This window comes from Bradyrhizobium sp. McL0616 (assembly GCF_049993385.1).
Taxonomy (GTDB): domain Bacteria; phylum Pseudomonadota; class Alphaproteobacteria; order Rhizobiales; family Xanthobacteraceae; genus Bradyrhizobium.
Genome location: NZ_CP188255.1, coordinates 4,981,004 through 5,005,747, shown reverse-complemented (window position 1 = coordinate 5,005,747; position 24,744 = coordinate 4,981,004). Strand labels below are relative to the sequence as shown.

Genomic DNA, 24,744 nt, shown 5'->3' with positions numbered 1-24,744 from the left:
CGCTCATCCGGGCTACGCTCGCTGGCTCATGGGTCTTCCGGCCCCGCGGCGCGGAATGCGCAGCTGTCGTTAGTGCAGCTGTCGTTAGTGACGTGTCGCGCGGATTTCGAGCGTCGTCTGGGTGAGCTTGGCCACGAACCCCTCAAAATGCATGACCCTTTGTCTGGTCAATTGTCCATGCAACTCGGCGATCTTCTGGGATTCGGCGATCAACGATCCGTACACCTGGTTCGCGTACTCCATCTGAAGCTCAAAGGCCTCGACGGGTGAGCGCGCCGTCGCGAGCTTTCCCAGGAAGGTCCAGGCGTGCTCAAGCGACGTCCTCGTGTAGTCGCTATAGGCATCGGCAATCGCCTGCGTGCTGGCCTGGGAAGGTTCCACCGATGCGACGGGCGCGCTTGCAGCGATCTCCATCCCGGAAGCCTCGCCCGGCAAGGCTGCAGCCGAGGGTACCTGCGCACTGATCTCTCGGCTCGTCTCTGGCCTTATCTCTTGCTCGGTCTCTTGGCTGTTCTCTTGCCTGTTCTCTTGGCTGATCTCCGCCGAGGCATCCGGCAATTGATGGGCTGCAGTTGCGTGTTGCTCGCCGGCCCCGGTCCGTTGCCCGGCCTTCTTCTTCCCGCCGCGCCGGTTGGATTTTCCCGTTGGCTTATTTTCGATCGCACTCAACATTGCAAATGGCTCCTGAATATCGCTGAAGCCGCAAGCCTCCGTCGTATTTGCGCTGAAATCGCGATTGTGGGTTGTCGCTTGCGTGGCGGCCATGTGGTGAGATTTTGCCGGGCATCGGCAAGGCCATCCTGCCGGGTCTTGACCGTCCTGCGCGCGAGACCAAGCTCGCCCCGGCCACCGACGGACGCGGAACTGATTGGTGCCCGTAGCCCGGATGGAGCGAAGCGCAATCCGGGATGTTGCAACAAGGCACACTGGTCCCGGATTTCGCTACGCTCCATTCGGGCTACGCTCTCCAAGACCTAATTGCCGTCATCCGCAGCAAGCCGCAGAAACTGCCGCTTCATCGCGTTGACCCGCGAGACATAGCTTGCGACGAGGTGATCGCCGCAGCGCTCGCCGGTCATCATCTGAAAGTTGCGGCGCGCGTAGGCGGTGGCGGGACCCGCTCCGCAGAGATGGATGAAGGCGGCCAGATCCTGCTTCTGCTGCGCGCTCGCCTTCACCTCGCTTGCGCGGGTGAGAACATCAGCAACATTGCGGTCGAGATACACGGATGCCAGCTCGATGGCATGGCCCGGGATCGCGCGGCTATAAAGGCTGGTGAACCCGCAGCCGGTCTCCGTGACCGCGTTGCCGCGGACACAGAACCGTGCGGCGTCGGCGTAGGCCGCGTCCAGCATCTGGTAGAGGCCGACGGCGCTGGAAGCGGGCCGGTAAATCGCGAGCGGATTGAGGCTCAATCGCCAGCGCCAGTAGGTGCGCGCCACCGGATTGCCTGAACTCTCGACCTGCGCCAGCGCGGCCAGCAATTCGGGCGTGATCGTCGCGGTCGAATGCTTGCGGAACAGCGGCCCGTATTGCCGCCAGGTCTCGGCCGGTTCCTTGTCGAGGGTGTTGCCGACAAGGACGAACAGCTCGGTCGGCTTGCGGATCATTTGACAGGCGAGGTTCAGAAGCGCTGCGGCCGCAAGCAGCATCGCCACGCCGCCCGCGATCCGAACCATCCGCGGTGCGCGTGCGAACGTCTTTCGCATCCACCGGGCGCCCCGCCGGACGCTGCGAAGGCGGGGGAGGAGGCTGTTGCGGTTCCTTGGCATGGGTTTTGGGGGCGTGGGCTGGAGGTCCTATGGGTCTGTATTCACTGTAATTCCGGCTCCGCGCGCCCGCAGCCGATCGAGGCCTTGACCGATACAACCTCCGTTTGTACGTTGCGCCGCAGTAGGGTTAATTTTGCGTGAATGGAATAGTTGAAATGACTGCAGTTCAGGGCGTGGTGTCGGAAGAAGGTGCGGACCGGGACATGCCGCCACAGATGCCACCAGGCGTCCTTCTCGAAGGCCCGGTGGTCGACGCCAAGTTTCGCGATACCTACATCGCGTTCGGCAGCATGGTCGGAGGTTCGATCGCGGCGCTGATCTGGGCCTTCTGGCAAGGCATCGGGCGGGTGGAGGTTTCGGTCTTCGTCGGCATGTTTTTGCTGACCACGGTCGGGATCGGCTTCATGCATCGCTACTTCGTGCACCGCAGCTTCCGGTGCGGTCCGGTGATGCGGACGATCTGCGCCGCGATCGCCACGCTGGCGGTGCAGGGCTCGATCCTGAAGTGGGTGGGCAACCATCGTCGGCACCATTTTCACTCCGACAAGCCCGGCGACGTCCACAGCCCTTATTATGACGGTACCGGTAATCGCTTTGTCAGCTTCGCCAAGGGGATGATGCATGCGCAAGGCGGCTGGGTGTGGGACCAGGCCACCACCGATGGCGAATACTACGCCAGGGATATTCTGGCCGACCCGATCTCGATGTTCTTCACCAGGACGCGCTGGTACTGGTACGCGCTCTCGGCGGTGATCATTCCGGGTGCCATCGGCTACGCGTTTGGCGGCGTGCACGCGATGATCGGCTGCGTCTTGTTCTCCGGCCTGTTCCGCAGCTACATGATGACCATGGCGACCTCGCTGGTCAATTCGGTCTGCCATAGCGACGGTCACTACGGCTACCGCCGCTTCGAGACCAATGACGGCACGACCAACGAGCTGGTGACCACGATCCTCACCTTCGGTGAAGGTCTGCACAACAACCATCATCGCTTTCCGCGCGACGCCTACCTCTCGCACGCCTGGTACGAGATCGACATCAATGGCCTGATCATTCTGGGGCTCGGGAAACTCGGACTGGTGCACGACATTTTCGCGGCCGGCGCGCGTCAACGGTCCCGACCGGCAGATTCGCAGCAGGGCGGCCTTGGGGCCGTCGCCACTCAGAACCCATTCGACGGCGCCGCCGAAGACCTTCGCCCGTCCGGAAGGTAGACTTGCCCGCCGGAAGCCGCCGTCGGCTGATCCGCCCCTGCGGGCTCACCAATAATCCGGATCACCGTAAGGGCCCATATAGGGCGGGGGCATCCAGGGTTCTCGCGGCGGCCTCGGCCGCCGAGGTGCAGTCGCTTGCACGTGCGGCCGTGCAGGCGCAGCCGTATCGTTGTTGATCACGCTCCGCACGGCGGGTTTCGCAGGTACGGATGCGGATGAAGCCGTCAGTTGCGTTTGCAGCGCCTGGACCTGCGCGGCGAGGCGCGCATTGTCCGCCGTATCCTTCGCCTGCGCCGCCTTGAGCTGTTGAATGGTGTCGGCCTGCTCGCGCAGCGTCTGCTCGTTGCGGCTCTTCAGTTGCTCGAGCTTTCCGTTGATGCTCGCAAGCTCGTTGGTGATGGTCTTGAGTGATTGCGCGAGATCAGACGATGGCTGGTCAGGCGCTGTGACGCCGGTTCTTGGAGCGTCAGGTCTTGGAGTGTCGGGTCTTGGAGCGTCAGGTCTTGAAACGTCAGGTCTTGGAGCGCTTTCCGTTTCCTTGCCGACGAGCGGCACGGGCACCGGACCAGGCTGATCCGCAGCAGCCAGTTGCACTGCCGGCGGCTGTGCCGGACTTTCAACCGCGGACGCTTGGGGGGGCTGGCTCGTGGCTGGCGGAGCCCATCGCGCCATGATCGACTTGGTGATCGACTTGGCCTCATCGCGGTATTGCGAAGCGAAGGCGGCACCGACAATGCCGATCGCCAGCACGAGGCCAACCAAAGCGCGCAGCATGGGCCGATTTCCCTTCAGGCCTTGATCGTGAACCCTGCTATCCGGCGCCGGCGCGTTGGGAGTCTTGTTCTCGGAAGTCCTGGCCTCGGGATTCTTGGCTGCCTCCCTACCGGCGCTTGCTTGCGAGGCCCGCGGGCCTTCGCTGCCGCGTTCCATTCCGGAAACCAGCCGGTCCAGCCGCGCAAGGTCCTGCTCTGCGCTCTTGATCTGGTCATAGGCCCGCGCCAGCCCACCATCGGCGCGCACCTCGTCCGGCTTGGGGGCATCAGGCTTCTGGTCATCAGACTTCTGATCACCAGGCTTGGGGTCGTTCGCTTCAGGCACCGATGCGCTTTCCATCCAGTCCGGGCGTCAATGGGAGTGCGGCAGTCCGATCGGTGGAAGGATAGGTCTCGCCGCTGTCCAACACAACGCGCGTGCGAAGGAGAAATTATGGCGGGCTCGGGGGCGGGGCGGATCGAGCCCGACACCGAACTGTCGTTCGTCGCCCGGATAAGCGAAGCGATATCCGGGACCCTGCGGCCGAAACTGCAACGATTCATCCCTAAGAGTTGAGTGTGCTGCCACAGCAATTCCCGCGAACGTCAGGTGCATAGCCGAAATCGGTGTAGTTTCCGCTGATGCTTATGTAGGCAAGCGTGACAGTTCTACTGTCCCGTCATGAACTCGGCAACCAAATCGCAAGGGCCCGCATTGTTCTAAATCAATGAACCCGCTCGTTGGCGAATTACGCTGACGAACCGTTCCAGTCCAGGAAGGAGAGTGGTCATGTCGCGCCGAACCATCGTTTCACTCACCGCATCCGTCATCATTGGCATCGCCTGCATCGTGACTGTTTCGACTGACGCCTTCGCGTATCGAAGAGGCGTTGGGGTTGGTCGCGCTGGCGTTTATCACGGCGGTGTCTATCGCGGTGGCGTCTATCGTGGTGCAGCCGTGCGCCGTGGAGTTGCCGTGGGCGTCGGAGCTGCTGCGGTTGGTGCTGCTGCTTACGGGGCTTACGGAGCCTACGGAGGCTATCGCCGCTGCGGCTACGAACCTTACCCCCCTTGCTACTAGCCGGTCTTGACGCAGCGGCCACCGAGTAACCGGTTGGGAACTGCGGTGACAGTGCATTCAATCTAAGATGGATGGGTTAGTTGAGTGCACTGTCGCCGTAATCCCAATATTCTCGCAGTCCATCAGAGCGATCCGAGCCTGAAGGACATCAGTAAGTCCTGATGCGGCGATCGGAAACCTTGCCTAGTCCAACCAGGTGAAGGTTGAAGCGTGTAGGATGGGTTTCGCAAGGGCTCTACCCATCCTACGAGCTGTGATCTCAAGACCTGGAGCCGACAATCAATAGCGGCCGCCGGTGCCCTTTTGCTGCGTGATCCAATCCGACAATGTTTTCGGTGCCGATTTCGCAGTCCGGCCCGGTAATGCCTTCGGATTGTCGCGGACGCCTTTCGCCGGACGGGCACGCGACGCTTCCGTTGCGCTGACGCCCCTCAAGGCAGCCGTCGATGCCTCCGCGGCTTCCTTCTCCAGGCGCAGCTGTTTCAATCGCGCCATCTTGATGCGCTCTGCCTCTACTTCGGGGCGTTCGGACAGCAGCGGCTTGGGCTGAGCAAGCTCGGCCGGGACCAGGACGCCGACAATGGTTGTCTCGCCAAGCGCCTTGCAGGCTTCGAGCCGATGCAGTCCCTCGACCAGAACGAGGCGGTCTCCGTCGAGCCGAACGGAAATGGGGGCCTGTTGTCCGATGTCCAGAATACTTTCCGCGACTTCCGCGACGGTCTCGGGCTTGATGGCTTTCTTCTGCTTCGTGGGAACGAAGATCTTCTCGATCGGGAAGCTTTCCGGTTTGAGCATAACTTGACTCCGCTTCTACCGGGCCCGTCGGAACCCATGTCGGTGGGGTTGGGAGTTTAGGAGGGAAGGGCTCGATCGCAAAGGCAATTTCGGCGGCAGGATGTTGATGAGCATCGAAGCCGGAGCCAATCCGGAGTTGCGGTGACAATGCCCCTAATCGAGTCGCACGTGAAAGTCGGCCGAAATATCCGATCCGGCGAGGGCAAGCAAGTTTAATGCACTGTCACCTTAACTCTAGGAGTTGAGTGCACTGTCACCGTAATTCCGGATACCATTTGAAACTCTGACGGGGATTTCGCATAGGCGAATTCCAAAATTTTCTGATCGCGAGAAGGCGAAAATAGTTCCAAACATCGCGATTTTTGGGCGTCCACTTAGCGAGGAAAAGGTGGAAATCAAGAGCATCAATCGGTTGATACTAGCCCGTGTAGAATACGATGTCCGCTTTGGTCCGGTTGGCTATCAATGGACGGAGACGGGACGCGAGAATTTGTGATTCGAAGGCGTGGTATTTCAGGCCCAAGCAGCTAGATCGGATTTCTCATGCTAACGCCAATTGCTCTCTCAGCGTTCTCTTTGGGTATTTCATAGGTAAATGCTCCCCACATATAGCGGGGACCATTAACGGTGACGCCGGACCATCGAGATGCCGCTATTGTTTTGCCATCGACATCCGGAAGCGCAAATTCGACTTTCAGGACGTTATTTCGAACGCTGGCCTTGAGTGCATCCTTCGGAAGACCCCGATCGAACGCAACTACTCCTTCGACAGCATCTAGCGCACTGTTCAACCATGACGGTTCGATATCAGAGGCTCGGTCTTCAACCGTCAATCTTGAGTGGTCGCCCCCCAAGTATGCAAATGTAACCGTTCGGGTGGCGTCCTTGCTTGTAGTAACTGCAATCACGCCAGTTCCGCTTGGTTCGATGAGCCAGCCCCCAAGTTCCTTTGGAAACCATCGCACATTCAGTTCATTGAGTTCGCGGTCACCGAGATACAGCATTTCGTTAGGCGGCGTACCGGCGGCCATAGATACGAATCTAGGATCGACCCCCATTTGGAACGCGTAGTCGATAAGCAACGCTGTTACTAATTGCTGATTTGAGAAGTCTAGAGAGCTGAAAATCTTTGCGGCGGGATCTCTTAGAGAAATCTCGTGATAGAATTGGTGTACTCCGAGTTCGCCAGCGTCAACGCTTCGGGTTATGCCCCCGAGAAACGCAAATGATGCTGCCGAGGCACAACGTCCTAGCGCTCGCTTCCAAACGTAACCGTCGGGCTCTGTACTTCCAACCTCGGTATCGAGTTTCATCCTCCGAATAGCATTCCCGAGTTGGATGCCTCCGGCTAAATCTCCGCCGGGCGAGTTGAACCGGACGCTCCAGCCACCTGGATTCTCATTGTAGCCGTGGCTTTTCAAGAAACTCTCGAGATCGCGCGCTTTTTCAGAGGTGATAACACCATCGGCGGCAATCCACTCTGCTCCTCCATAGTTTCCGCCACTACTTCGTAGGTGGAACGTCATTCTATCTGGGTTGGGCAAGGGATCTCCGACTTTGGCTAAGCTCGACAGTCACCGGCAAGCCGGGTCTACTCGGGAACGCTATTCGTTAACAAATGGGCGGCCTCTCGGCCGCCCATTGTAACTGCCGGGATCAAGCCGGGCATGACGTTCGCTGTCGCGATCTACCGCCTCACGAACACCCCGTCGTGCTTCCGCAAGTATCGCACTTCATGCAAGTCCCATTCCGCACCAGCGTGAAGTTGCCGCACTCGCCGCACATCTCGCCTTCGTAGCCCTTGGCCTTGGCTTCGGCGCGGCGTTCGGCCTTGGAGGGCACCATGGTCTGCGCGGTGCCGGACTTGCTCCACTGGAGCGCCTCGAGCTTCTCGGTCGGCGAGAGGTCGTGGTTGACTTCCTGCTTCAGCGCGACCGCGCCTTCCAGGGCATCGCCGACGCGGCTTGCGCCGTGCGAGGCGAGCGACGTGACCTTGGAGCCGCCGGCAGGCGCGCTGTCGTTGCCCGAGGCGATCGCGGCGGAACCGCCGCGCATCACCACGAGGTTGTCGGTGCGGGAGCGGGTGAGGCCGCGCGACACCAGCTTGGACGCGCGGTGGCCATGATCGTCCGGCTCCTTGCCTTCCTCGACGCCCTTGCCGAGCACGTCGAAGCCGGTCTCGCTGGGATCGACATGGGCGAGGTCGAAGCGGGACAGGTAGCTCACGGCCAGTTCGCGGAAGACGTAGTCCAGGATCGAGGTCGCGTACTTGATGCTGTCGTTGCCCTGCACGGGGCCCGCCGGCTCGAAGCGAGTGAAGGTGAAGGCATCGACATATTCGTCGAGCGGCACGCCGTATTGCAGGCCGAGCGACACGGCGATCGCGAAGTTGTTGATGAAGGAGCGCAGCGCCGCGCCTTCCTTGTGCATGTCGATGAAGATCTCGCCGATGCGGCCGTCGTCATACTCGCCGGTGCGCAAGTACACCTTGTGGCCGCCGACGACCGCCTTCTGGGTGTAGCCCTTGCGGCGATCCGGCATCTTCTCGCGCTCGCGCATCACGATGATGCGCTCGACCAGCTTCTCGACGATCTTTTCCGAGACCTGGGCGGTCCGCGCCGCCATCGGCTTGTCGTAGAGATTCTCGACCGCATCGTCCTCGTCCTCATCATCGCTGATGAGCTGCGAGTTGAGCGGCTGGGACAGCTTCGAGCCGTCGCGGTAGAGCGCGTTGGCTTTCAAAGCGAGTTTCCACGACAGCATGTAGGCGGACTTGCAATCCTCCACCGTGGCGTCGTTCGGCATGTTGATGGTCTTGGAGATGGCGCCCGAGATGAAGGGCTGGGCGGCCGCCATCATGCGGATGTGGCTCTCGACCGACAGATAGCGCTTGCCGATCTTGCCGCAGGGGTTGGCGCAGTCGAACACCGAATAGTGCTCGGCCTTGAGGTGCGGAGCACCTTCCACCGTCATCGCGCCGCAGATGTGGACGTTGGCCGCCTCGATCTCGCGCTTGGTGAAGCCGACGGCCTGGAGCAGGTCGAAGCCCGGCACAGCAATGGCTTCTGCGCCAATGCCCAGCTGGTCGCGGATGAAGTCTTCGCCGAAGGTCCACTTGTTGAAGGCGAACTTGATGTCGAAGGCAGTCGGAAGCGCCTTCTCGACCTTGGCGATGGCCTCATCGGTGAAGCCCTTGGCCTTCAGCGTCGAGGCGTTGATGCCGGGGGCGTTGGAGAGCGAGCCGTGGCCGACGGCATAGGCCTCGATCTCCGCGATATCAGCTTCGCGATAGCCGAGCGTGCGCAGCGCCGCGGGGACCGCGCGGTTGATGATCTTGAAGTAGCCGCCGCCGGCGAGCTTCTTGAATTTCACCAGCGCGAAGTCGGGCTCGATGCCGGTGGTGTCGCAATCCATCACGAGGCCAATCGTGCCGGTCGGCGCGATCACCGTGGTCTGGGCGTTGCGATAGCCGTGCTTCTCGCCGAGCTCGAGCGCCGCATCCCAGGCGGCCTGCGCATGCGTGACGAGGTCGGCTTGCGGGCAGGAGACCAGGTCCATCGGCACCGGGTTGACCGAGAGCGCCTCGTAGCCGTTGGACTGGCCGTGGGCGGCGCGGCGGTGGTTGCGGATCACGCGCAGCATGTGCGCGGCGTTCTTCTTGTAGCCGGGGAAGGTGCCGAGCTCGGCCGCAATCTCGGCCGAGGTCTTGTAGGTGATGCCGGTCATCACAGCGGTCAGCGCGCCGCAGAGCGCGCGGCCTTCCTTGGAGTCGTAGGACAGGCCCATGGTCATCAGCAGGCCGCCGATGTTGGCATAGCCGAGGCCGAGCGTGCGGAACTCGTAGGAGAGTTCTGCAATCGCCTTCGACGGGAACTGCGCCATCATCACGGAGATTTCGAGCACCAGGGTCCAGAGCCGGCAGAGGTGCTCATAACCCTCGACGTCAAAATGCTTCGAGGTGGTGTTGTAGAATGTCAGCAGGTTCGCCGAGGCGAGGTTGCACGCCGTGTCGTCCAGGAACATGTATTCCGAGCACGGATTGGATGCGCGGATGTCGCCGGACGATTTGCAGGTGTGCCAGTCGTTCATGGTGGTGTTGAAGTGCAGGCCCGGGTCGGCCGACGCCCAGGCGGCGTAGCCAATTTTTTCCCAGAGGTCGCGCGCCTTCAGCGTCTTGGTGATCTTCTTGGTGGTGCGTCCGACGAGATTCCAGTCACCGTCGGTCTCGACAGCGCGGAGGAAATCGTCCTTCAGCGAGACCGAGTTGTTGGAGTTCTGGCCGGAGACCGTGAGGTAGGCTTCCGAATCCCAATCGGTGTCGTAGACGTCGAACTGGATGTCCTTGTAGCCCTGCTTGGCGAACTGCATCACGCGCTTGATGTAGTTGTCGGGCACGAGGCTGCGGCGCGCGAGCTTGATCTCGCGGCGCAGCGCCGGGTTCTTCTCGGGATCGAAGCAATCGTCGCCCGAACCTTCGCAATTGACGCAGGCCTTCAGCACGGCCTTGAGGTGCTTCTGATTGATCTTGGATCCGGTGACGAGAGCGGCGACCTTCTGCTCCTCCTTCACCTTCCAGTCGATATAGGTCTCGATATCCGGATGGTCGGCATCGACGACGACCATCTTGGCGGCGCGGCGCGTGGTGCCGCCCGACTTGATCGCGCCCGCGGCGCGGTCGCCGATCTTGAGGAAGCTCATCAGGCCGGACGAGCGGCCGCCGCCGGAAAGCTTTTCGCCTTCGCCGCGCAGGCGCGAGAAGTTCGAGCCGGTGCCGGAGCCGTATTTGAACAGGCGGGCCTCGCGGACCCAGAGGTCCATGATGCCGCCTTCGTTGACGAGGTCGTCACCGACGCCCTGGATGAAGCAGGCATGCGGCTGCGGATGCTCGTAGGCCGACTTGGACTTGGTCAGCTTGCCGGTGAAGGGGTCGACGTAATAATGGCCCTGGCCGGGGCCGTCGATGCCGTAGGCCCAGTGCAGGCCGGTGTTGAACCATTGCGGCGAGTTCGGCGCGACCATCTGCATGGTCAGCATGTAGCGGAGCTCGTCGTAGAAGGTCTGGGCGTCCTCGTCGGAGGAGAAGTAATTGCCCTTCCAGCCCCAATAGGTCCAGCAGCCGGCGAGGCGGTCGAACACCTGCTTGGAGCTGAGCTCGCTGACATAGCGCTCTTTCTCAGGCAGAGCGGCGAGGGCCTCGGTGTCGGGCACGGAGCGCCACAGGAAGGAGGGGACGGATTCCTCCTCGACCTTCTTCAGGCGCGCGGCAACGCCGGCTTTACGGAAATATTTCTGGGCGAGCACGTCGGAGGCGACCTGCGACCATTCGGTCGGCACCTCGACGTTGTCCATTTTGAACACGACCGAGCCGTCGGGATTCCTGATCTCCGACGTGGTCAGCCGGAACTCGATCCCGGCGTAAGGTGACTGTCCCGTGGTGGTGTGGCGCCGCTCAATCTGCATTGTCTTGCCCCGTCCTAATGATGACCGGTCCCGCCTCCGTTCAGGCGTGCCGGGTCGATATTTCGTTTCGCGAGTCCTCCAGCGGCGTTGCCGGCCCAAAGGCTTCGCAGTTCAAGCCGGTGGATCCGGCCCTGTTTCTCCCGGCGCGATGGTTCACATCCGCCGGCATGTCCACACCCATCCGCCCCCAAGGGGATGTGCGCGACATGCGTTCAACGCCCCACAACATCACTTCAACCAGTGCCATCCGAGCCTGTTTCCGGCCCGTTCTGGCGCCCGAAAAATCCGCTTTCGAGGGCAGACAAGCCCTCATCCCGCTGCCTTTGTCTGGCCTGGCGGAGTGCCGTTTCGCGAACCCTTTGGGGAGTGCCGGCGGGACGCAAACACACTCGCGCCGAACGGACCGAAAGCTAGGACTCTCCGTCGCGCTCGTCAAGAACTAGTGCGAGTTCCTGAATCAAATACTAAATATGGTGGACAATGGGGGATAACAGGGGGCGCGCCCGCGCTTGTTGTGGAGGCAAGTATCAGTGAGTCCTCACGGATTCGAAACCAAAAAAATTTGCATTCCGTGACGATACGGAGGCTTCCTCCCGCTCTTCACAGGGCAGGTATATTTTTAGGCGACGGGCTTGCGCAAACGGGACTCACGTAGGGCTACGGTAGGTGCGGGCAGGCATGCCCGCCGGGGTGGTGGTGGTGGGCGCGAATCCGCGCCAAGCTGAGGCTCATTTTGCCGGACTGCCCACATGCTTGATTCGACACGCCGGGATGCGCGGCCGCGCATCGCCCCGGCCGGCCTGATGTTCCTTGCCATCACCTCGGTGGGCTGGGGCTTCAACTGGCCGGTGACAAAATTCCTGCTCGGCGAGCTGCCGCCGCTGACGCTGCGCGGGGTGACCGGCGTGCTCGGGGCGGTGCTGCTGGCGGCGCTTGCGCTGGTCCGCGGCGACAGCCTGAAGGTCGCATCAGGGATCTGGCCGCGCCTGGTGACCGCCGCTGTCCTCAATGTCACCGGCTGGATGGTGCTGATGGGGCTGGCGCTGCTCTGGCTGCCGGCGAGCGAAGCGGCGCTGATTGCTTACACCATGCCGGTCTGGGCCTCGCTGATCGCCTGGCCGGTGCTCGGCGAACGGCCGACGGTCTTGCGCACCATCGCGCTGGTGATGGCCTTTGCGGGCCTCGCCTCGATCATGGGCGGCAACGGCTTTGCCGCCAGCGAAGCCAAGCTGCCGGGCATCATCATGGCGCTGGTTGGCGCGGCCGGCTTTGCGCTCGGCACGGTGCTGTTGAAGAAATACCCGATCCGCCTGCCGCCGATCACGGCGGCAGCCTGGCAGATCGGGCTCGGCTGCCTGCCGGTCGCCATCGTCGGCCTCGCCATCGAGACCTCGCATCTGGATCTGGTAACGCCCGTCGGCTGGACGCTGCTGGTCTACTCGACCGTCGTGCAGTTCTGCATTGCCTATGTCAGCTGGTTCGCCGCGCTGTCGCGGCTGCCGGCATCAGTGGCCGCGATCGGCACCATGGCGGTGCCGGTCATCGGAGTGGCGGCCTCCGCGATCGCCCTGCACGAGCCGCTCGGCCCGGGCCAGATCGCGGCGCTGATCTTCACGCTTGCCGGCGTGGTGCTGGCGACGCGGTAGATTCTTATTTGACGCGTTTTCCTTACGCGAACCGGTATCCACTTCGCTCGAAAACGCTCTAGCCCGCCATTCCGCCGCCGTTCAGCGCCTTCCGGATCATCTCGGCGAGCTGGTTGCGGCGGTAGGGTTTTGTCAAAAGCATCACGCCGTCGTCTAGCTTGCCGTGATGCACGATGGCGTTGTCGGTGTAGCCGGAGGTGTAGAGCACCTTCACGCCCGGCCGGCGCCTGGCCACTTCCTCGGCGAGCACACGCCCGCTCATGCCGCCGGGAATGACTACGTCGGTGAACAGGAGATCGAAGGCCTGGCCGGCCTCGATCAATTGCAGCGCGGCACGGCTGTCTGCGGCTGCGACCGTCTTGTAGCCGAGGCTCTGGAGCTGCGCGGTGACGAAGTTGCGCACCAGCGTGTCGTCCTCGACCACGAAAATGGTCTCGACGCCGCCTGCGACTTGCGGCGCGGCAGGGCTTGCGACCTCGGCCATGCCTGAGCCCGGCGGCAAATAGAGCTTGATCGTAGTGCCGTGGCCTTCCTCGCTGTAGATCTTGATGTGTCCGCCGGACTGCTTGACGAAGCCATAGACCATGGAGAGGCCGAGGCCGGAGCCCTTGCCGACCTCCTTGGTGGTGAAGAACGGCTCGAATGCGTTCTGCTGAACGTCCAGCGGCATGCCGGTGCCGGTGTCGCTGACGGCGAGCATCACATAGGGACCGGGCCGCACGTCGGGGTTCGCCTGCGCATAGGCCTCGTCCAGCACGACCCGGTGGGTCTCGAGCAGCAGCTTGCCGCCATTCGGCATGGCGTCGCGAGCGTTAATCGCCATGTTGAGCACGGCGTTGGTGAGGCGGGACGGATCGATATGCGCCGTCATCGGCCCCTGTTGCAGGGCCGTCTCGATCTGGATCTGCTCGCCGAGGGTGGGCCGCAGCAGCTTGGCGATGTCGGCGATAGAGGCGTTGATCTCGACATCGCGCGGCTGGAGCGGCTGCTTGCGCGCGAACGCCAGCAGATGCTGGATCAGCTCGGCGCAGCGCTCGGCGGCGTCGTCGATCAGGCGCGCCGTGCGCTGCAGCTCGGGCTGCTCCTTCAGGCCCGCCACCAGAGTCTCGGTATTGCCGGAGATCACCGTCAGCATGTTGTTGAAGTCGTGCGCCACGCCGCCGGTCAGCTTGCCGATCGAATCCAGCTTTTGCGACTGGTGCAACTGACGCTCGGTGTCGCGCGAAATGGTGGCGTCGTGATAGACCAGCACCGCGCCCGAGATCGCGCCTTGCCCATCGAGCATCGGCCGGCCGCTGATCATGAGATGGCGCACCGGACCGCCGTCATGCGGGCGGACGATCATCTCCAGCTCTTCGAACTGCTCGCCGCGCAGCACGCGCGCGGAAGGCAGCTCAGTGGGCTTGAGCGGCGTGACGCCGTCGCCGTGGAAGACGTCGGACAGGGCGCGCAGATTACGCAGGTTCATGCCGGCGCGGTGCAGCAGCATGCGCTCCGCAGCCGGATTCGACAGAAGGACGTTGCCCTCGCTGTCGATCACCAGGACCGCCTCTGCCATGCTGCGGAACGTGCTCTGGAGCACGTTGACCGACAGGCGCAATTCGTCATGCGCGGTGACAAGGTGCTCGGTGCGTTCGGCGACGGCTGCCTCCAGCACTTCCTTTTCGGCCTGGGTCTCGTGCAGCGAACTCTTGAGCTGTACGGTGGCCCGCTGGCTCTCGCGCACGAGCATGGCGACCAGCAGCAGGATCACCAGGGCGCCGATAACGTCGATGCCGAGCAGCACGATGCCGGTCCGGCGCGAGTCCGCTTCGCGGGTGGCAAGCAGCTTCTCTTCCCCTGCGGCGAGCCGATCCAGATTTTCCGTGAGCGCCTCCATCAGGCCGCGTCCCTCGGCGCGGCCTCTCAGCGCGTTGAAGCCCTCATTGTCGCCATTGGTGCGCAGCCGAATAGCTTCGGCTGCGACCTCGATGCGGCGAACGATGAGAGGCTCCGTAGCCTCCATCAGCGCCGCCTGATCGGCGTTGTCGCGGACGGCTAGCTTGAGATCGCCGAGCGCCGGTGCGACGCGGCTGCGGGTGGCCTGGAATTCGTCGACGAAGCCAGCCGTGCGGTAGATATCATAGCCGCGCACCGCGCTCTCGGCGCGGCGAACCAGCAGGTGCACATCCGAGATCTTCTTCAGCACCTCGACGGTGTGGTTGACCGAGGCCGCGTCAGACCGCGACTTGACGTCGAGTCCGATCGAGGCGGCGGTGATGATCAGGAGGATGGCAAGTCCAGCACCGAGAATGACGCGCTGCGAGGGGATCAAGGGGCTTCTTTCGTGTCCTTCGACTGAGCGCTCTCGCCGGTGCCGGCGATGCATTCCCGGATCGTCGTCAACAGTGTGTCCGGTGTGAACGGCTTGCGCAGGCAGCGCGCCGCGCCGAGCTCCAGCGCCATGCGGAGAAAGTCCGGGGAGGGCGAGGCGGATGATGCGAACGCGTAGCCGGACATCGCGATCAACGGTATGGCCGGCGCGCGCTCGTGGAAGATGCGGATGGATTCGAAACCGCGCATATGCGGCATGAAGATGTCGACCAGCATCACATCAAACGTCTGCGCTTCGAGCGCAGCAAGCCCCGTTTCGCCGCCGTCAGTCAGCGTGACGTCGAAGCCCTGACGTTGGAGGAGGACCTCGATGGTCGCGCCGACCATCGGATCGTCATCTACCACGAGGATACGCGGCATGACATTTCCCAGTAGATCGAAGTCCCCACAGCCATCGGTGATATAGGCGAATCGTGCGGTGGGTCAATTTGGGATTGGATCAGGGTAGATATGCACCGTGGGGTGAATAAAGTTTCGCTTGCGGTGTTTCGTACGAAACGTCGCAGATAACCAATCCGCCGCACAAAAAAGGCGCCGCATCGCTGCGACGCCTTTTCGTTCAAGCGTTGTGGACCTGCTTACGGGCAGGGATGGCGCAGGCCGTCATAGCCGAGATAGGTGCCGGACGCCGGATCGTAGGACTGGAAGCGCTGGGCGCAATAGCCAGACGAGTCTCCGCCGTTGTCGGGCACTACCGCGACGGACCCACCCTCGTCATAGTAGTTGTCATCGCCATAGTAAGCCGGATCGTTGTAATAGCCGCCGCCGTAATAGGCGTAGGAGCCGAGCCCGCCGATCGCAGCACCCGCCGCGACGCCGGGCCAGAAGCCGCCACCGCGATGGCGCCAGCTGCCGCCGTGCCAGTTGCCGCCGCCACCATTCCAGTTGCTGCCGGCTGCGAAGTTGCGGCCGCCGCCGCCACCCATCCGGGCACCGCCGCCAAAGTTACCGCCGCCCATGCGGGCGCCGCCACCTCCGAAGTGAGCTCCGCCGCCACCGCCCATGTGGCCACCGCCACCGCCGCCGCCGTGGCCCCCCCGCGCGAAGCTCGGCGTTGCCATCGGAAGAACCAGCGCCAACGCTGCGGCCGCGCTCAATATTCTCAGACTGTTCATGTTCAAACTCCCTTTTCCCTGGAGAAAACCCCTCGACAGGGCTGTGGTTCCTGGGATCACGCTGGTGTGCGTGTGAAGGTCAGATTTCCATGCGGCTGCTGTACCCGGCATGAACGGATCGCGTCCGATTTGCGGCAGGCTCCGCGACGGCGCCGCGGCGTTTGCCGTGGGGCACGGCCGCGCCCGCCGAACTGGACATTTGGCCGCCCGGATGGCATCAGGACCTCACGAAGCAGGGCCCTAGCCGCATGAAACTATTTTTCCTGAAGCTCTTCACCTGGTGGAATGGCCAGACTTTTGGCACCCAACTCTGGACCCGGCGGTACGGAGAGCTGGTCGGAGAGGATGAGCAGGGCAACCGCTACTACCGCACCCGCGGTGGCGCGATCGATCCCGCGCTCGGCTTCGAGCGGCGCTGGGTGATCTATAACGGCTATGCGGAAGCGAGCCGCATTCCGACAGGTTGGCACGGCTGGATGCATCACGTCGTCGATGTGCCGCCGACCGAGGAAAACTACCAGCCGCGCGAATGGCAAAAGCCGCATCAGGCGAACCCCACCGGCACGCCGAACGCCTATCGTCCCTCGGGCTCGACGCTCGCCAGCGGCAAGCGGCCGAAGGCGACCGGCGACTACCAGCCCTGGACGCCCGGAAGCTAGGCTCTCGATATCGTCGCGTTGGATGCATTCGCATCCGCATCCCGCGCTGTGGACAACGGGAACAGCGGGGACGGTGCGTGCGCGGGCGTTGCGCTCGTGCGGGCGGTAGGGCTCAATAATCCCATCTTACGGAGATGGGAGACCATCGCGTTCGGTTCGGGCAACAGTTCGCGACTGTCCCGAAATGCAGCGGCCGCCGACCAGGACTCGATCGGGAGATAGGCCCCCGGTCTGGAAGTTCCGAAATCGCCCGATGAAATGTGCAGCCGCCGTAAGACAGGAAAGGCCGCTTGGGAAACCGAGCGGCCTTTTTCTGTTGCGGGCTCTCTACGCCAAGCGCTCGGCTGCGCGCTTGACGGCGTCGAGGCGGCGGGCCTGATTTTGCGCACCGCGCTCCCTTAGCAAGGCGAGCACCTCAGCGGGGGCGGTGTCCGGCGAGCCTGCATTGAACGGCGGCGCAGGATTGTACTCGAGCCCGAGTTGGACCGCCTCTGCCGTGGCCCGATCGACCAGGATCGACACCAGCGTCAGCGCGAAATCGATCCCTGCGGTGACGCCGCCGCCCGTGATGCGATTGCGGTCGATGCAGACGCGCGTCTTGGTCGGCGTCGCGCCGAACTGGCTGAGCATCTCCATCGCACTCCAATGGGTCGACGCGCGATAGCCCTTCAGCAGGCCGGCGGCGCCGAGCGCCAGCGCTCCCGTGCAGACCGAGGTGACGTATTTGGCGCCTTCGGCCCGCTTGCGCAGGAAGTCGAGCACCTCCTCGTCGTTGAGCAAATCATTGGTGCCGGCGCCACCGGGGACGCAGATCACGTCGAGCTGCGGGCAATCGGCAAACGTCGTGGTCGGCGTCAGCGTGAGCACGGAATCGCTCGGCACCGGCTCGATCCGCTTCCAGATCAGGTGCAGTTTCGTGCCGGGGACGGACGAGAACACCTGCAAGGGACCGGTGAAGTCGAGCTGGGTGACGCGCGGAAACACCAAAAGGCCGATCTGGAGCGGTTGCGACATGAGAGCCTCCAACTATGAGCTTGACGTAGGCAAACTGGCATGATGCCCTTCTGTCCAAAATGGCGTAATTCCCTCACTTTCGGACATGACCATGATCGGCATCCTCATCTTCCCGGATTTCCAGTTGCTCGACGCGGCCGGCCCGATCTCGGTGTTCGAGATCGCGGCACGCGCCAGCGGCAAGCCGCCTTCGCTCCGGGTGTTGGCGCTGAAGGCGGGGCCAGTGCGCAGTTCGTCGGGCGTCGAGATGATGGCGCGGGATTTCAAGTCGGCGAATGCGATCACAACACTGGTCGTGGCGGGCGGCGCCGGCGTGGCGGGCGCGGCGCGCTGCGAGGTGACGCGCGCCTTCGTGCAGCGGCTGGCTAAGCGCGGCGTAAGGGTCGCCAGCGTCTGCTCAGGCGCCTATGTGCTGGCCGAAGCCGGCCTGCTCGACGGCCGCCGCGCCACCACGCATTGGGGCCGCACGCGCGATTTCGTGGCGCGCTATCCGAAGGTGAAGTTCGAGCCCGACCAGATTTTTACCCGCGACGGCAATGTGTGGACGTCGGCGGGCATCACCGCCGGCATCGACCTCGCGCTGGCAATGGTCACCGAGGACCATGGCGAGGAGATCGCGCAACAGACCGCGCGCCAGCTCGTGCTCTACCATCGCCGCAGCGGCGGCCAGTCGCAATTCTCTTCGCTCCTGGAATTGAAGACGCCGAATGGCCGGTTCGGTGCGCTGTTGTCCTGGGCGCGGGAAAATCTCGACGCACCGCTGACGGTGGAGGATCTCGCCGATCGCGCCGGCATGAGCGCGCGGCATTTCGCCCGCGCTTTTGCCGCGGAGACCGGTACGACGCCGTCGAAGGCGATCGAGCGATTGCGGATCGAGGTCGCGCGCGAGCGCGTGCAGTCCTCGCGCGAGGCGATCGAACTCGTTGCGGAGGCGACCGGATTCCGCGACCCCGAGCGCATGCGCCGCGCCTTCATCCGCGCCTTCGGCCAGCCGCCACAGGCGCTGCGGCGCGCGGCGCGGGCGGGGTAGGGCGTGCTCACCGATTTGAGCAGGTCCGCTTTAGCGGGCAAAGCAGACTTACGTGATGAACCCTGGACTTCGCCTTTTGACCCATCTCCGGCATCACCCCTCCGGCACCCCGGCCAAGCGCATGCCCTGAATGATGCGCCTGCTTGCAGCACGGAAGTCCGGATTGCCTGCATATGGATAGGCTTTGAACCGACGGATAGTGAACGTTGGATCAAGGGCTAGTCCTGCCTTCCTAGCAGTTCGCGCCTCATCCAGTTCTCCGAGAAGCGCCAGCGCAGCGGCGAGTTGGAACTGCGCGATAGGAAAATTGGGGTTGGCCTTCAAACATCGATGTTGCCACTCGGCTGCTTCGGCATCGGCCCCGAGGTGCAGTTTGGCGAGACCAGCCCAGTTCATCCACCGTGCTGCACCTTCATCGCGAGGAGACAAACGAAACGCTTCGTGTATATGTGCTTCCGTTTCTGCGGCCCGACGGACAAAAATCTTGCCGACACCGATGAAAGCGTGGGCTTCGGCTAAATTCGGGTTTAAAGCCAATGCGTGCTCGCATTCAGCAATGCCCTGAGCTGCACGGTTCGAGCAGAATTGGACGCAACCCAGATACATGTGGGCCAGAGCGTGCCGCGGAGCCAAAGAGAGCGCCTTGAGCAACGCCGTTTCGGCTGCTGCAAAGCGCCGCCGAGCGTCGTCGGCGAGAAAATTGCCGGCCATTGCCGTGTCGACGGCCGCGCTGCCCACCAGTGCCTCGACGTTGTCGGGATCAAGCTCCAAGGCGCGGTCGAAGAAACTCTGCGCCTGTTTCATATGGGCGGGTGTCCAGCCCTTGTTCCAGCGAACCATCCCCTGAAAATATAAATCCATCGCGTCAGGATGCGGCGAATGCTCCGAGCGACGAGCCTCAGCCGCGATAAGCTCGGCGTTAAGCGTGCTGGCGAGCCGCGAGACGATCTCGTCCTGCATATCGAACAGATCGGCGATAGGTTTGTCGAAACGCTCGGCCCACAGGTGTCTGCCGGTTTCGGCGTCGATCAATTGGACGTTAACCCGAAGCCGGGCACCACCCCGCTGCACGGAGCCCTCAAAGACGTAGCGGACGTTCAGTTCGCGGCCGACCTGTTTGAGGTCAACGGCCTTGCCTTTGTAAGCAAATGCGGTGTGTCGGCCAATGACGAACGAGCCGCTGATACGGGACAGGTCCGTGGTCAGGCTCTCGGTCACGCCATCGACGAAGTAATCTTGCCCTTGATCGCCACTCAGGTTGGAGAACGGCAGGACAACAATGGAAAGGCGAGGCGGTGAAGTTGACGTGGGCGGGTTGTGGCTGTGCTCACTCAGGACGCCGAAGCGGGTTGCAGGCCCCTGCATTTCTTGGACCGAACCAATGAAGCGGAAGCCCTTGCGCGGCAAAGTTTTGATCAGGCGCTGCTCCTCGCCCGTGTCGCCAATGGCGCTGCGAGCGGCATTCAGGCGGGTTGTCAGCGCGGCATCGGAAACGATACGTCCGTTCCAAACGGCGTTGATGAGGTCGTCTTTGCTAACGACGCGCTCTCTGTTGCGGATCAGGTAATCGAGCACGTCGAATACCTGTGGCGCGACGGAGACAACCTCGGCCCCGCGACGCAACTCGCGCAGGCTGGTGTCGAATGTGTACTCCTCAAATAGATACCGCAAGCTGCCAATTCCTTGGGTGGCCGCCGACCGTCCAGCGTTTGAAACATCCTAGATGATCGGGTGCGGTAGGGCGATGTCGCTTGTTGGCCACCTGCCAACCCATAAAAGCGACTTGGAGGTGTCCGCTTGCGAGGGCGGAGCGGACAACGCGGGCCTCGCGTGGCTGTCAGCCCGACGATTTGGTCGCAGCCGCAGTGCCCGAGGTGTCCGCCCGTGCCGTCAGCCGCCGCGCGATCGGCGTCAGCATGTAGGGCGCAAGATGGATCGGAAACTGCGTCAGCGCGAAATAGAGCCACGTCGTCGGCGGCAGCGCGCCGGCGGTCGCGGCCAGCATCAGGCCGAGATTGCGCTGTGACACCATCAGCCCGAGCGCCAGTGCGCGCTCGTAGCCGATGCGGCGGAAGAGTAAGGTCGTGACCGCGAGCAGCGTGAAATAGACCGCAAAGGCGAGCGCCGCGATGCCGATCGTGAAGAGGGGTTTGGCGATGAAGTCGTGCGCCACGTCGCCCATGATTGCGGACGCGAAGATGAAGAGGATGATGATGTTGAAGCCGTCGATCGGCTGCTTGTGACGCTGGATCGCCTCGGCGCCGAAGAGCCAGCGGATCATGGTGGCGGCGAACAGCGATATCGCGAGGATGCCGAGCAGTTTTGCGCCGAGCGCCAGCGGCGAGATGCTGAGCATGCCGTCGAGAAACAGGCTCGCGAACAGCGACGCCGTGAAGGGCACGACCGCGGTCGCAGTCACCAGCGTGACCAGCACGAGCGTGGCATCGAGGCCCATCAGGGCTGCGAGCGCTGGTGCTGCCATCATCGGCGAGGCCATGCTCTGGAGCATCAGCGCGAGCGACAGGCCGGGCGAGCGGTCGGCAAGCCCGGTCGCATGTGCGACCAGCCCGACGATCAGCGGCACGCCGATCGTGGTCCAGGCGGTCGCTGTGGCCACCAGCGCCGGCCGGCGCAGATGGCCGTAGAGCGCGGCCAGATCGACCCGCATGAACGAGATGCAGAGCAGAACGAGGATCGCCTCGGTGATGTAGGGGCGCAGCAGCGCGCCGAGCGGCGGCACCGCCAGGGCGATAAACACGACAGTCGCCACCGCGCGCGTGCCCTGGCCGCCGAGCCAGCTCAGGCCGCGGAGAGGAAGGGCGAAGACAGTTTCAAGCGTAGACAACATTCGGATGATGGCGTTCTCAGCCCAGTGCCTTGAGCCACGCGCCGATCTCGCCGACGGCGACATTGGCCTCTGGCAACAATTTGCCCATGGTGAAGAAGCCGTGGAACTGGCCGGGGAAGTGCTTGTACGTGACAGGTACGCCGGCCTGCTTCAGGCGCGCGGCGTACTCGTCGCCCTCGTCGCGCAGCGGATCGGCGCCGGCGGTCAGCACATAGGCGGGCGGCAGGCCGGCCAGCGTGGTCGCGCGCGCAGGCGAAGCGCGCCAGTCGTGGATGTCGGCTGTGCCGTTGAGATAATGGTCGCAAAACCAGCGGATCACCGAATGCGTCAGCAGCACGCCGGTCTCGGGCTCGCTGTGCGAGCCGTGGGTCATGGCGAAATCGGTGGCCGGATAGATCAGCACCTGGCCCGCGATTTTCGGGCCGTTTCCGTCACGCGCGGCGAGCGCTGCGACCGCCGCCAGATTGCCGCCGGCGCTGTCGCCGCCAATCGAGAGGCGCGCGGCGTCGATGCCGAACTCGCGGGCATTGGCGGCGATCCATTTGGTCGCGGCGATCGCATCGTCGATGGCGGCGGGAAATTTGTGCTCGGGCGCGAGCCGATAATCGACGGAGATGACGATCAACGCGCCAGCGTCGGCGAGCTGGCGGCAGACGACGTCGTGGGAGTCGAGATCGCCGATCACCCAGCCACCGCCGTGGAAGAACACCAGCGCAGGCGCCAACCCGTTCACAAGGCGCGGCGCCTTCGGCACGTAGATCCGCGTCGGAATCGCGCCGTGCGGGGCAGGGATCGAGAGGGGGGCGACGCGAGCGAGTTCGGGCGGCTCGGGATTCGAGACAAAGCGCGCCTGCGCGTAATAGGCCCGCGCTTCTGCCGCGGTCAGCGTCTCGTAAGCAGGCCGGCCGGCCTCCTGGAACGCCTTATAGACGGCGGCGGCATCGGGATCGAGCACGACGGGCATGGGAAGGGGTCCTTGAGGTTTCTGTTATCGTTGGACGTCGTTTCCGGTCGGCGGTGCGCGCCTCGACCCGGGGAGGGGCGGGCTGATTATCCCATCCGGCCGCCGGCCTGGCCAGCCGGCGGCGGGCAGGGCAGGAATGCCGCCCTTTCCCCGCCGTATTCGCCGTGTTAACCGGAGGGCCTGCGAGCGGCGGTATCCCCTGTAGAATGTCCAACGAACCCGATTCGCTGTTGAAGCTGCGCGAGATTATGTTTCGAACCATTACCCTGACAGGTCTTGCGGCGCTTTTGGCTGCTACCGTTTTGACGGTTGCGACGCCTGCGCAGGCGCAGATCGGCACGATTTTCTCCGATCCGCCGCCGCTGCGGCCGCCGGGCAGTATCCCCCGTGGCGGACAGCCGCTGCCGCAGCCGACCCCCGACGACGACGAAGAGGTGCCGGAACTCCCGCCGCAAGGCCGTGTGCTGCCATCTCGTCCGATGCCGCCGCCAAGCCGACAGGGCAATGTGATGCCGGGTCCGGTCGAGACCCAGCCGCTGGCGCCGCCGCCGGGCTCAACCGTCGCTCCCGCGAACCAGCCGCCGTCGGTCGCGGTTACGCCGCCCAATCCGCAAGCAGCGCCGCAGCCGGGCGCCCCCGGCCAGCGCCAGCCCCAGCAAAAGGGCGGAACGCAGCAGGGCGCCGTGCCGCAGGCCCCGGCGAGCCTCCAGCCCGGCGACGAGGTCGTCACCGAGCCGCCGGCCCAGAAGATCGTGAACAAGAAGGCGACCTTCTCCGGCCTCGACAAGATCACCGGGCGCATCATCAATTTCGACGAGGAGATCGGCGAGACCGTGCAGTTCGGCGCGCTGCGCGTGAAGACCGACGCCTGCTACACGCGGCCCGCCACGGAAGCCACAAACACCGACGCTTTCGTCGAGGTCGACGAGATTACCTTGCAGGGCGAGGTGAAGCGGATCTTCTCCGGCTGGATGTATGCGGCGAGCCCCGGCCTGCACGGCGTCGAGCACCCGATCTACGACATCTGGCTGACCGACTGCAAAGAGCCGCAGCAGACCATCGCGACCGCGGCACCCGATCCCGCGACCAAGCCGGCGACGCCACCGCCGCCTCCGGCGCAGAAGAAGGCCGCTCCCAAGCAGGCCGTGCAGCAGCAGCGTCCGCCGCAGCCCTTGTCGCAGCAGCAGCAGGCGGCCCCGCCGCCACCGCCGCCGCCAGAGCAACGGCCTGGCCTGTTCGGTTTCCCCGGGTTCGGCCGCTAAAATCGTCCGACTATTGCCGTGAGGCGATGATCTCGAGCGCGCGTGCGCCCGGGATCGGCTGATCCGCAGGCAGCTTCAGGAAATCGCCGGGCTCGCCGGCGAGCGCCTTGTCGAGCAGGCCGGTGTAGCGCCGCCGCGAAATCTCGGCCGCGCCAAAGCTCTTGAGATGCTCGGTGACATATTGCGTGTCGAGCAGCTCGAAGCCGCCATAGATCAGCCGCGCCACCAGATGCACCAGCGCGACCTTGGACGCATCGCGCGCGGTGTGGAACATGCTCTCGCCGAAGAAGGCACGTCCCAGGCTCACGCCATAGAGGCCGCCGACGAGCTCGTCACCCTGCCAGGCCTCGACGCTGTGGCAATGGCCGAGCTCATACAGGCCGCCATAGAGGTCGCGGATGCGCTTGTTGATCCAGGTGTCCTCGCGTCCGGCCTGCGGCGCGGCGCAGCCTGCGATGGTCGCCTTGAACGCCGTATTGACGGTGACGCGAAGCGCATCCGAGCGCACGGTGCGCGCAAGACGCGAGGCGACGCGAAAGCCCTCGAGCGGGATCACGCCGCGCATTTCCGGCTCGACCCAGAACAGGGTCGGATCATCGGCGCTCTCGGCCATCGGAAAGATGCCGCAGGCATAGGCGCGCAGCAGAACGGCTGGCGTGATTTCAGACGAGGCAGAGTCGCGCGAAGTCATGGCAGCCGATACTAGCAGGATCGCGATGCGCGTGCGATGGGGGCGATGGGTGCGCTTTCCGGGCGAGG

The 24,744-nt window shown here is 63.7% G+C and carries 19 protein-coding genes; 5 read left to right on the top strand and 14 right to left on the bottom strand.

The window, feature by feature from the left end:
* Positions 1-84 precede the first annotated feature (84 nt).
* Positions 85-765: a phasin family protein gene (locus ACPPVR_RS24415; RefSeq protein ID WP_426609124.1), complete on the bottom strand. Its 681-nt coding sequence runs from the start codon at positions 763-765 to the stop codon at positions 85-87.
* 209 nt (positions 766-974) lie between these two features.
* A complete protein-coding gene (locus ACPPVR_RS24410) occupies positions 975-1,709 on the bottom strand; it encodes a transglycosylase SLT domain-containing protein (RefSeq protein WP_426609123.1) in 735 nt (244 codons plus the stop codon).
* A gap of 218 nt (positions 1,710-1,927) precedes the next feature.
* On the opposite strand from ACPPVR_RS24410, the gene ACPPVR_RS24405 reads away from it, so the two are divergent.
* Positions 1,928-2,986: an acyl-CoA desaturase gene (locus ACPPVR_RS24405; protein ID WP_426609122.1), complete on the top strand. Its 1,059-nt coding sequence runs from the start codon at positions 1,928-1,930 to the stop codon at positions 2,984-2,986.
* Between the two features lie 45 nt (positions 2,987-3,031).
* Here ACPPVR_RS24405 and ACPPVR_RS24400 read toward each other — a convergent pair whose 3' ends face one another.
* The 4 genes from ACPPVR_RS24400 to ACPPVR_RS24385 all read right to left on the bottom strand — a co-directional run bounded on the left by ACPPVR_RS24400 (position 3,032) and on the right by ACPPVR_RS24385 (position 11,074).
* Positions 3,032-4,099, bottom strand: coding sequence for a hypothetical protein (locus tag ACPPVR_RS24400; protein WP_426609121.1), 1,068 nt, complete (start codon positions 4,097-4,099; stop codon positions 3,032-3,034).
* A 999-nt stretch (positions 4,100-5,098) separates the two neighbouring features.
* Positions 5,099-5,614: a ParB N-terminal domain-containing protein gene (locus ACPPVR_RS24395; RefSeq protein WP_426609120.1), complete on the bottom strand. Its 516-nt coding sequence runs from the start codon at positions 5,612-5,614 to the stop codon at positions 5,099-5,101.
* 527 nt (positions 5,615-6,141) lie between these two features.
* Entirely contained in the window at positions 6,142-7,158 is a 1,017-nt protein-coding gene (locus tag ACPPVR_RS24390) for a hypothetical protein (protein ID WP_426609119.1), read from the bottom strand.
* 151 nt (positions 7,159-7,309) lie between these two features.
* A complete protein-coding gene (locus ACPPVR_RS24385) occupies positions 7,310-11,074 on the bottom strand; it encodes a vitamin B12-dependent ribonucleotide reductase (RefSeq protein WP_426609118.1) in 3,765 nt (1,254 codons plus the stop codon).
* Between the two features lie 749 nt (positions 11,075-11,823).
* On the opposite strand from ACPPVR_RS24385, the gene ACPPVR_RS24380 reads away from it, so the two are divergent.
* On the top strand, positions 11,824-12,720 hold the full coding sequence (locus ACPPVR_RS24380) for a DMT family transporter (protein WP_426609117.1): 897 nt from the start codon (positions 11,824-11,826) through the stop codon (positions 12,718-12,720).
* Between the two features lie 58 nt (positions 12,721-12,778).
* On the opposite strand, the gene ACPPVR_RS24375 is transcribed toward ACPPVR_RS24380, so the two are convergent.
* The 3 genes from ACPPVR_RS24375 to ACPPVR_RS24365 all read right to left on the bottom strand — a co-directional run bounded on the left by ACPPVR_RS24375 (position 12,779) and on the right by ACPPVR_RS24365 (position 16,208).
* The gene (locus ACPPVR_RS24375; protein ID WP_426609116.1) at positions 12,779-15,034 is read right to left on the bottom strand and encodes a CHASE3 domain-containing protein; all 2,256 of its coding nucleotides are present in this window, start codon (positions 15,032-15,034) and stop codon (positions 12,779-12,781) included.
* A complete protein-coding gene (locus tag ACPPVR_RS24370; protein ID WP_426609115.1) occupies positions 15,031-15,453 on the bottom strand; it encodes a response regulator in 423 nt (140 codons plus the stop codon). The genes ACPPVR_RS24375 and ACPPVR_RS24370 overlap by 4 nt, the downstream gene beginning before the upstream one ends.
* A gap of 218 nt (positions 15,454-15,671) precedes the next feature.
* A complete protein-coding gene (locus ACPPVR_RS24365) occupies positions 15,672-16,208 on the bottom strand; it encodes a BA14K family protein (protein WP_426609114.1) in 537 nt (178 codons plus the stop codon).
* A gap of 248 nt (positions 16,209-16,456) precedes the next feature.
* Here ACPPVR_RS24365 and ACPPVR_RS24360 point away from each other — a divergent pair, with 248 nt between their 5' ends.
* Positions 16,457-16,867, top strand: coding sequence for an NADH:ubiquinone oxidoreductase subunit NDUFA12 (locus ACPPVR_RS24360; RefSeq protein ID WP_426609113.1), 411 nt, complete (start codon positions 16,457-16,459; stop codon positions 16,865-16,867).
* Between the two features lie 327 nt (positions 16,868-17,194).
* Here the strand turns inward: ACPPVR_RS24360 and ACPPVR_RS24355 are convergent, their stop codons facing one another.
* Positions 17,195-17,881: a DJ-1/PfpI family protein gene (locus ACPPVR_RS24355; protein ID WP_426609112.1), complete on the bottom strand. Its 687-nt coding sequence runs from the start codon at positions 17,879-17,881 to the stop codon at positions 17,195-17,197.
* 91 nt (positions 17,882-17,972) lie between these two features.
* Between ACPPVR_RS24355 and ACPPVR_RS24350 the strand changes: the two genes are divergently transcribed.
* Positions 17,973-18,911, top strand: a complete 939-nt coding sequence (locus ACPPVR_RS24350) for a GlxA family transcriptional regulator (RefSeq protein WP_426609111.1) — start codon at positions 17,973-17,975, stop codon at positions 18,909-18,911.
* A gap of 93 nt (positions 18,912-19,004) precedes the next feature.
* On the opposite strand, the gene ACPPVR_RS24345 is transcribed toward ACPPVR_RS24350, so the two are convergent.
* From ACPPVR_RS24345 to ACPPVR_RS24335, 3 genes are all read right to left on the bottom strand, one after another.
* On the bottom strand, positions 19,005-20,582 hold the full coding sequence (locus ACPPVR_RS24345) for a winged helix-turn-helix domain-containing tetratricopeptide repeat protein (protein WP_426609110.1): 1,578 nt from the start codon (positions 20,580-20,582) through the stop codon (positions 19,005-19,007).
* A gap of 166 nt (positions 20,583-20,748) precedes the next feature.
* A complete protein-coding gene (locus tag ACPPVR_RS24340; protein WP_426609109.1) occupies positions 20,749-21,759 on the bottom strand; it encodes a Na+-dependent transporter in 1,011 nt (336 codons plus the stop codon).
* A gap of 16 nt (positions 21,760-21,775) precedes the next feature.
* Positions 21,776-22,723, bottom strand: a complete 948-nt coding sequence (locus ACPPVR_RS24335) for an alpha/beta hydrolase (protein WP_426609108.1) — start codon at positions 22,721-22,723, stop codon at positions 21,776-21,778.
* A gap of 206 nt (positions 22,724-22,929) precedes the next feature.
* On the opposite strand from ACPPVR_RS24335, the gene ACPPVR_RS24330 reads away from it, so the two are divergent.
* Positions 22,930-23,985 carry a DUF2155 domain-containing protein gene (locus ACPPVR_RS24330; protein ID WP_426609107.1) on the top strand — a complete coding sequence of 352 codons (1,056 nt, stop codon included), beginning with the start codon at positions 22,930-22,932 and terminating at the stop codon, positions 23,983-23,985.
* Between the two features lie 10 nt (positions 23,986-23,995).
* Here ACPPVR_RS24330 and aat read toward each other — a convergent pair whose 3' ends face one another.
* Positions 23,996-24,676 carry a leucyl/phenylalanyl-tRNA--protein transferase gene (aat, locus tag ACPPVR_RS24325; protein ID WP_426609106.1) on the bottom strand — a complete coding sequence of 227 codons (681 nt, stop codon included), beginning with the start codon at positions 24,674-24,676 and terminating at the stop codon, positions 23,996-23,998.
* Positions 24,677-24,744 lie beyond the last annotated feature (68 nt).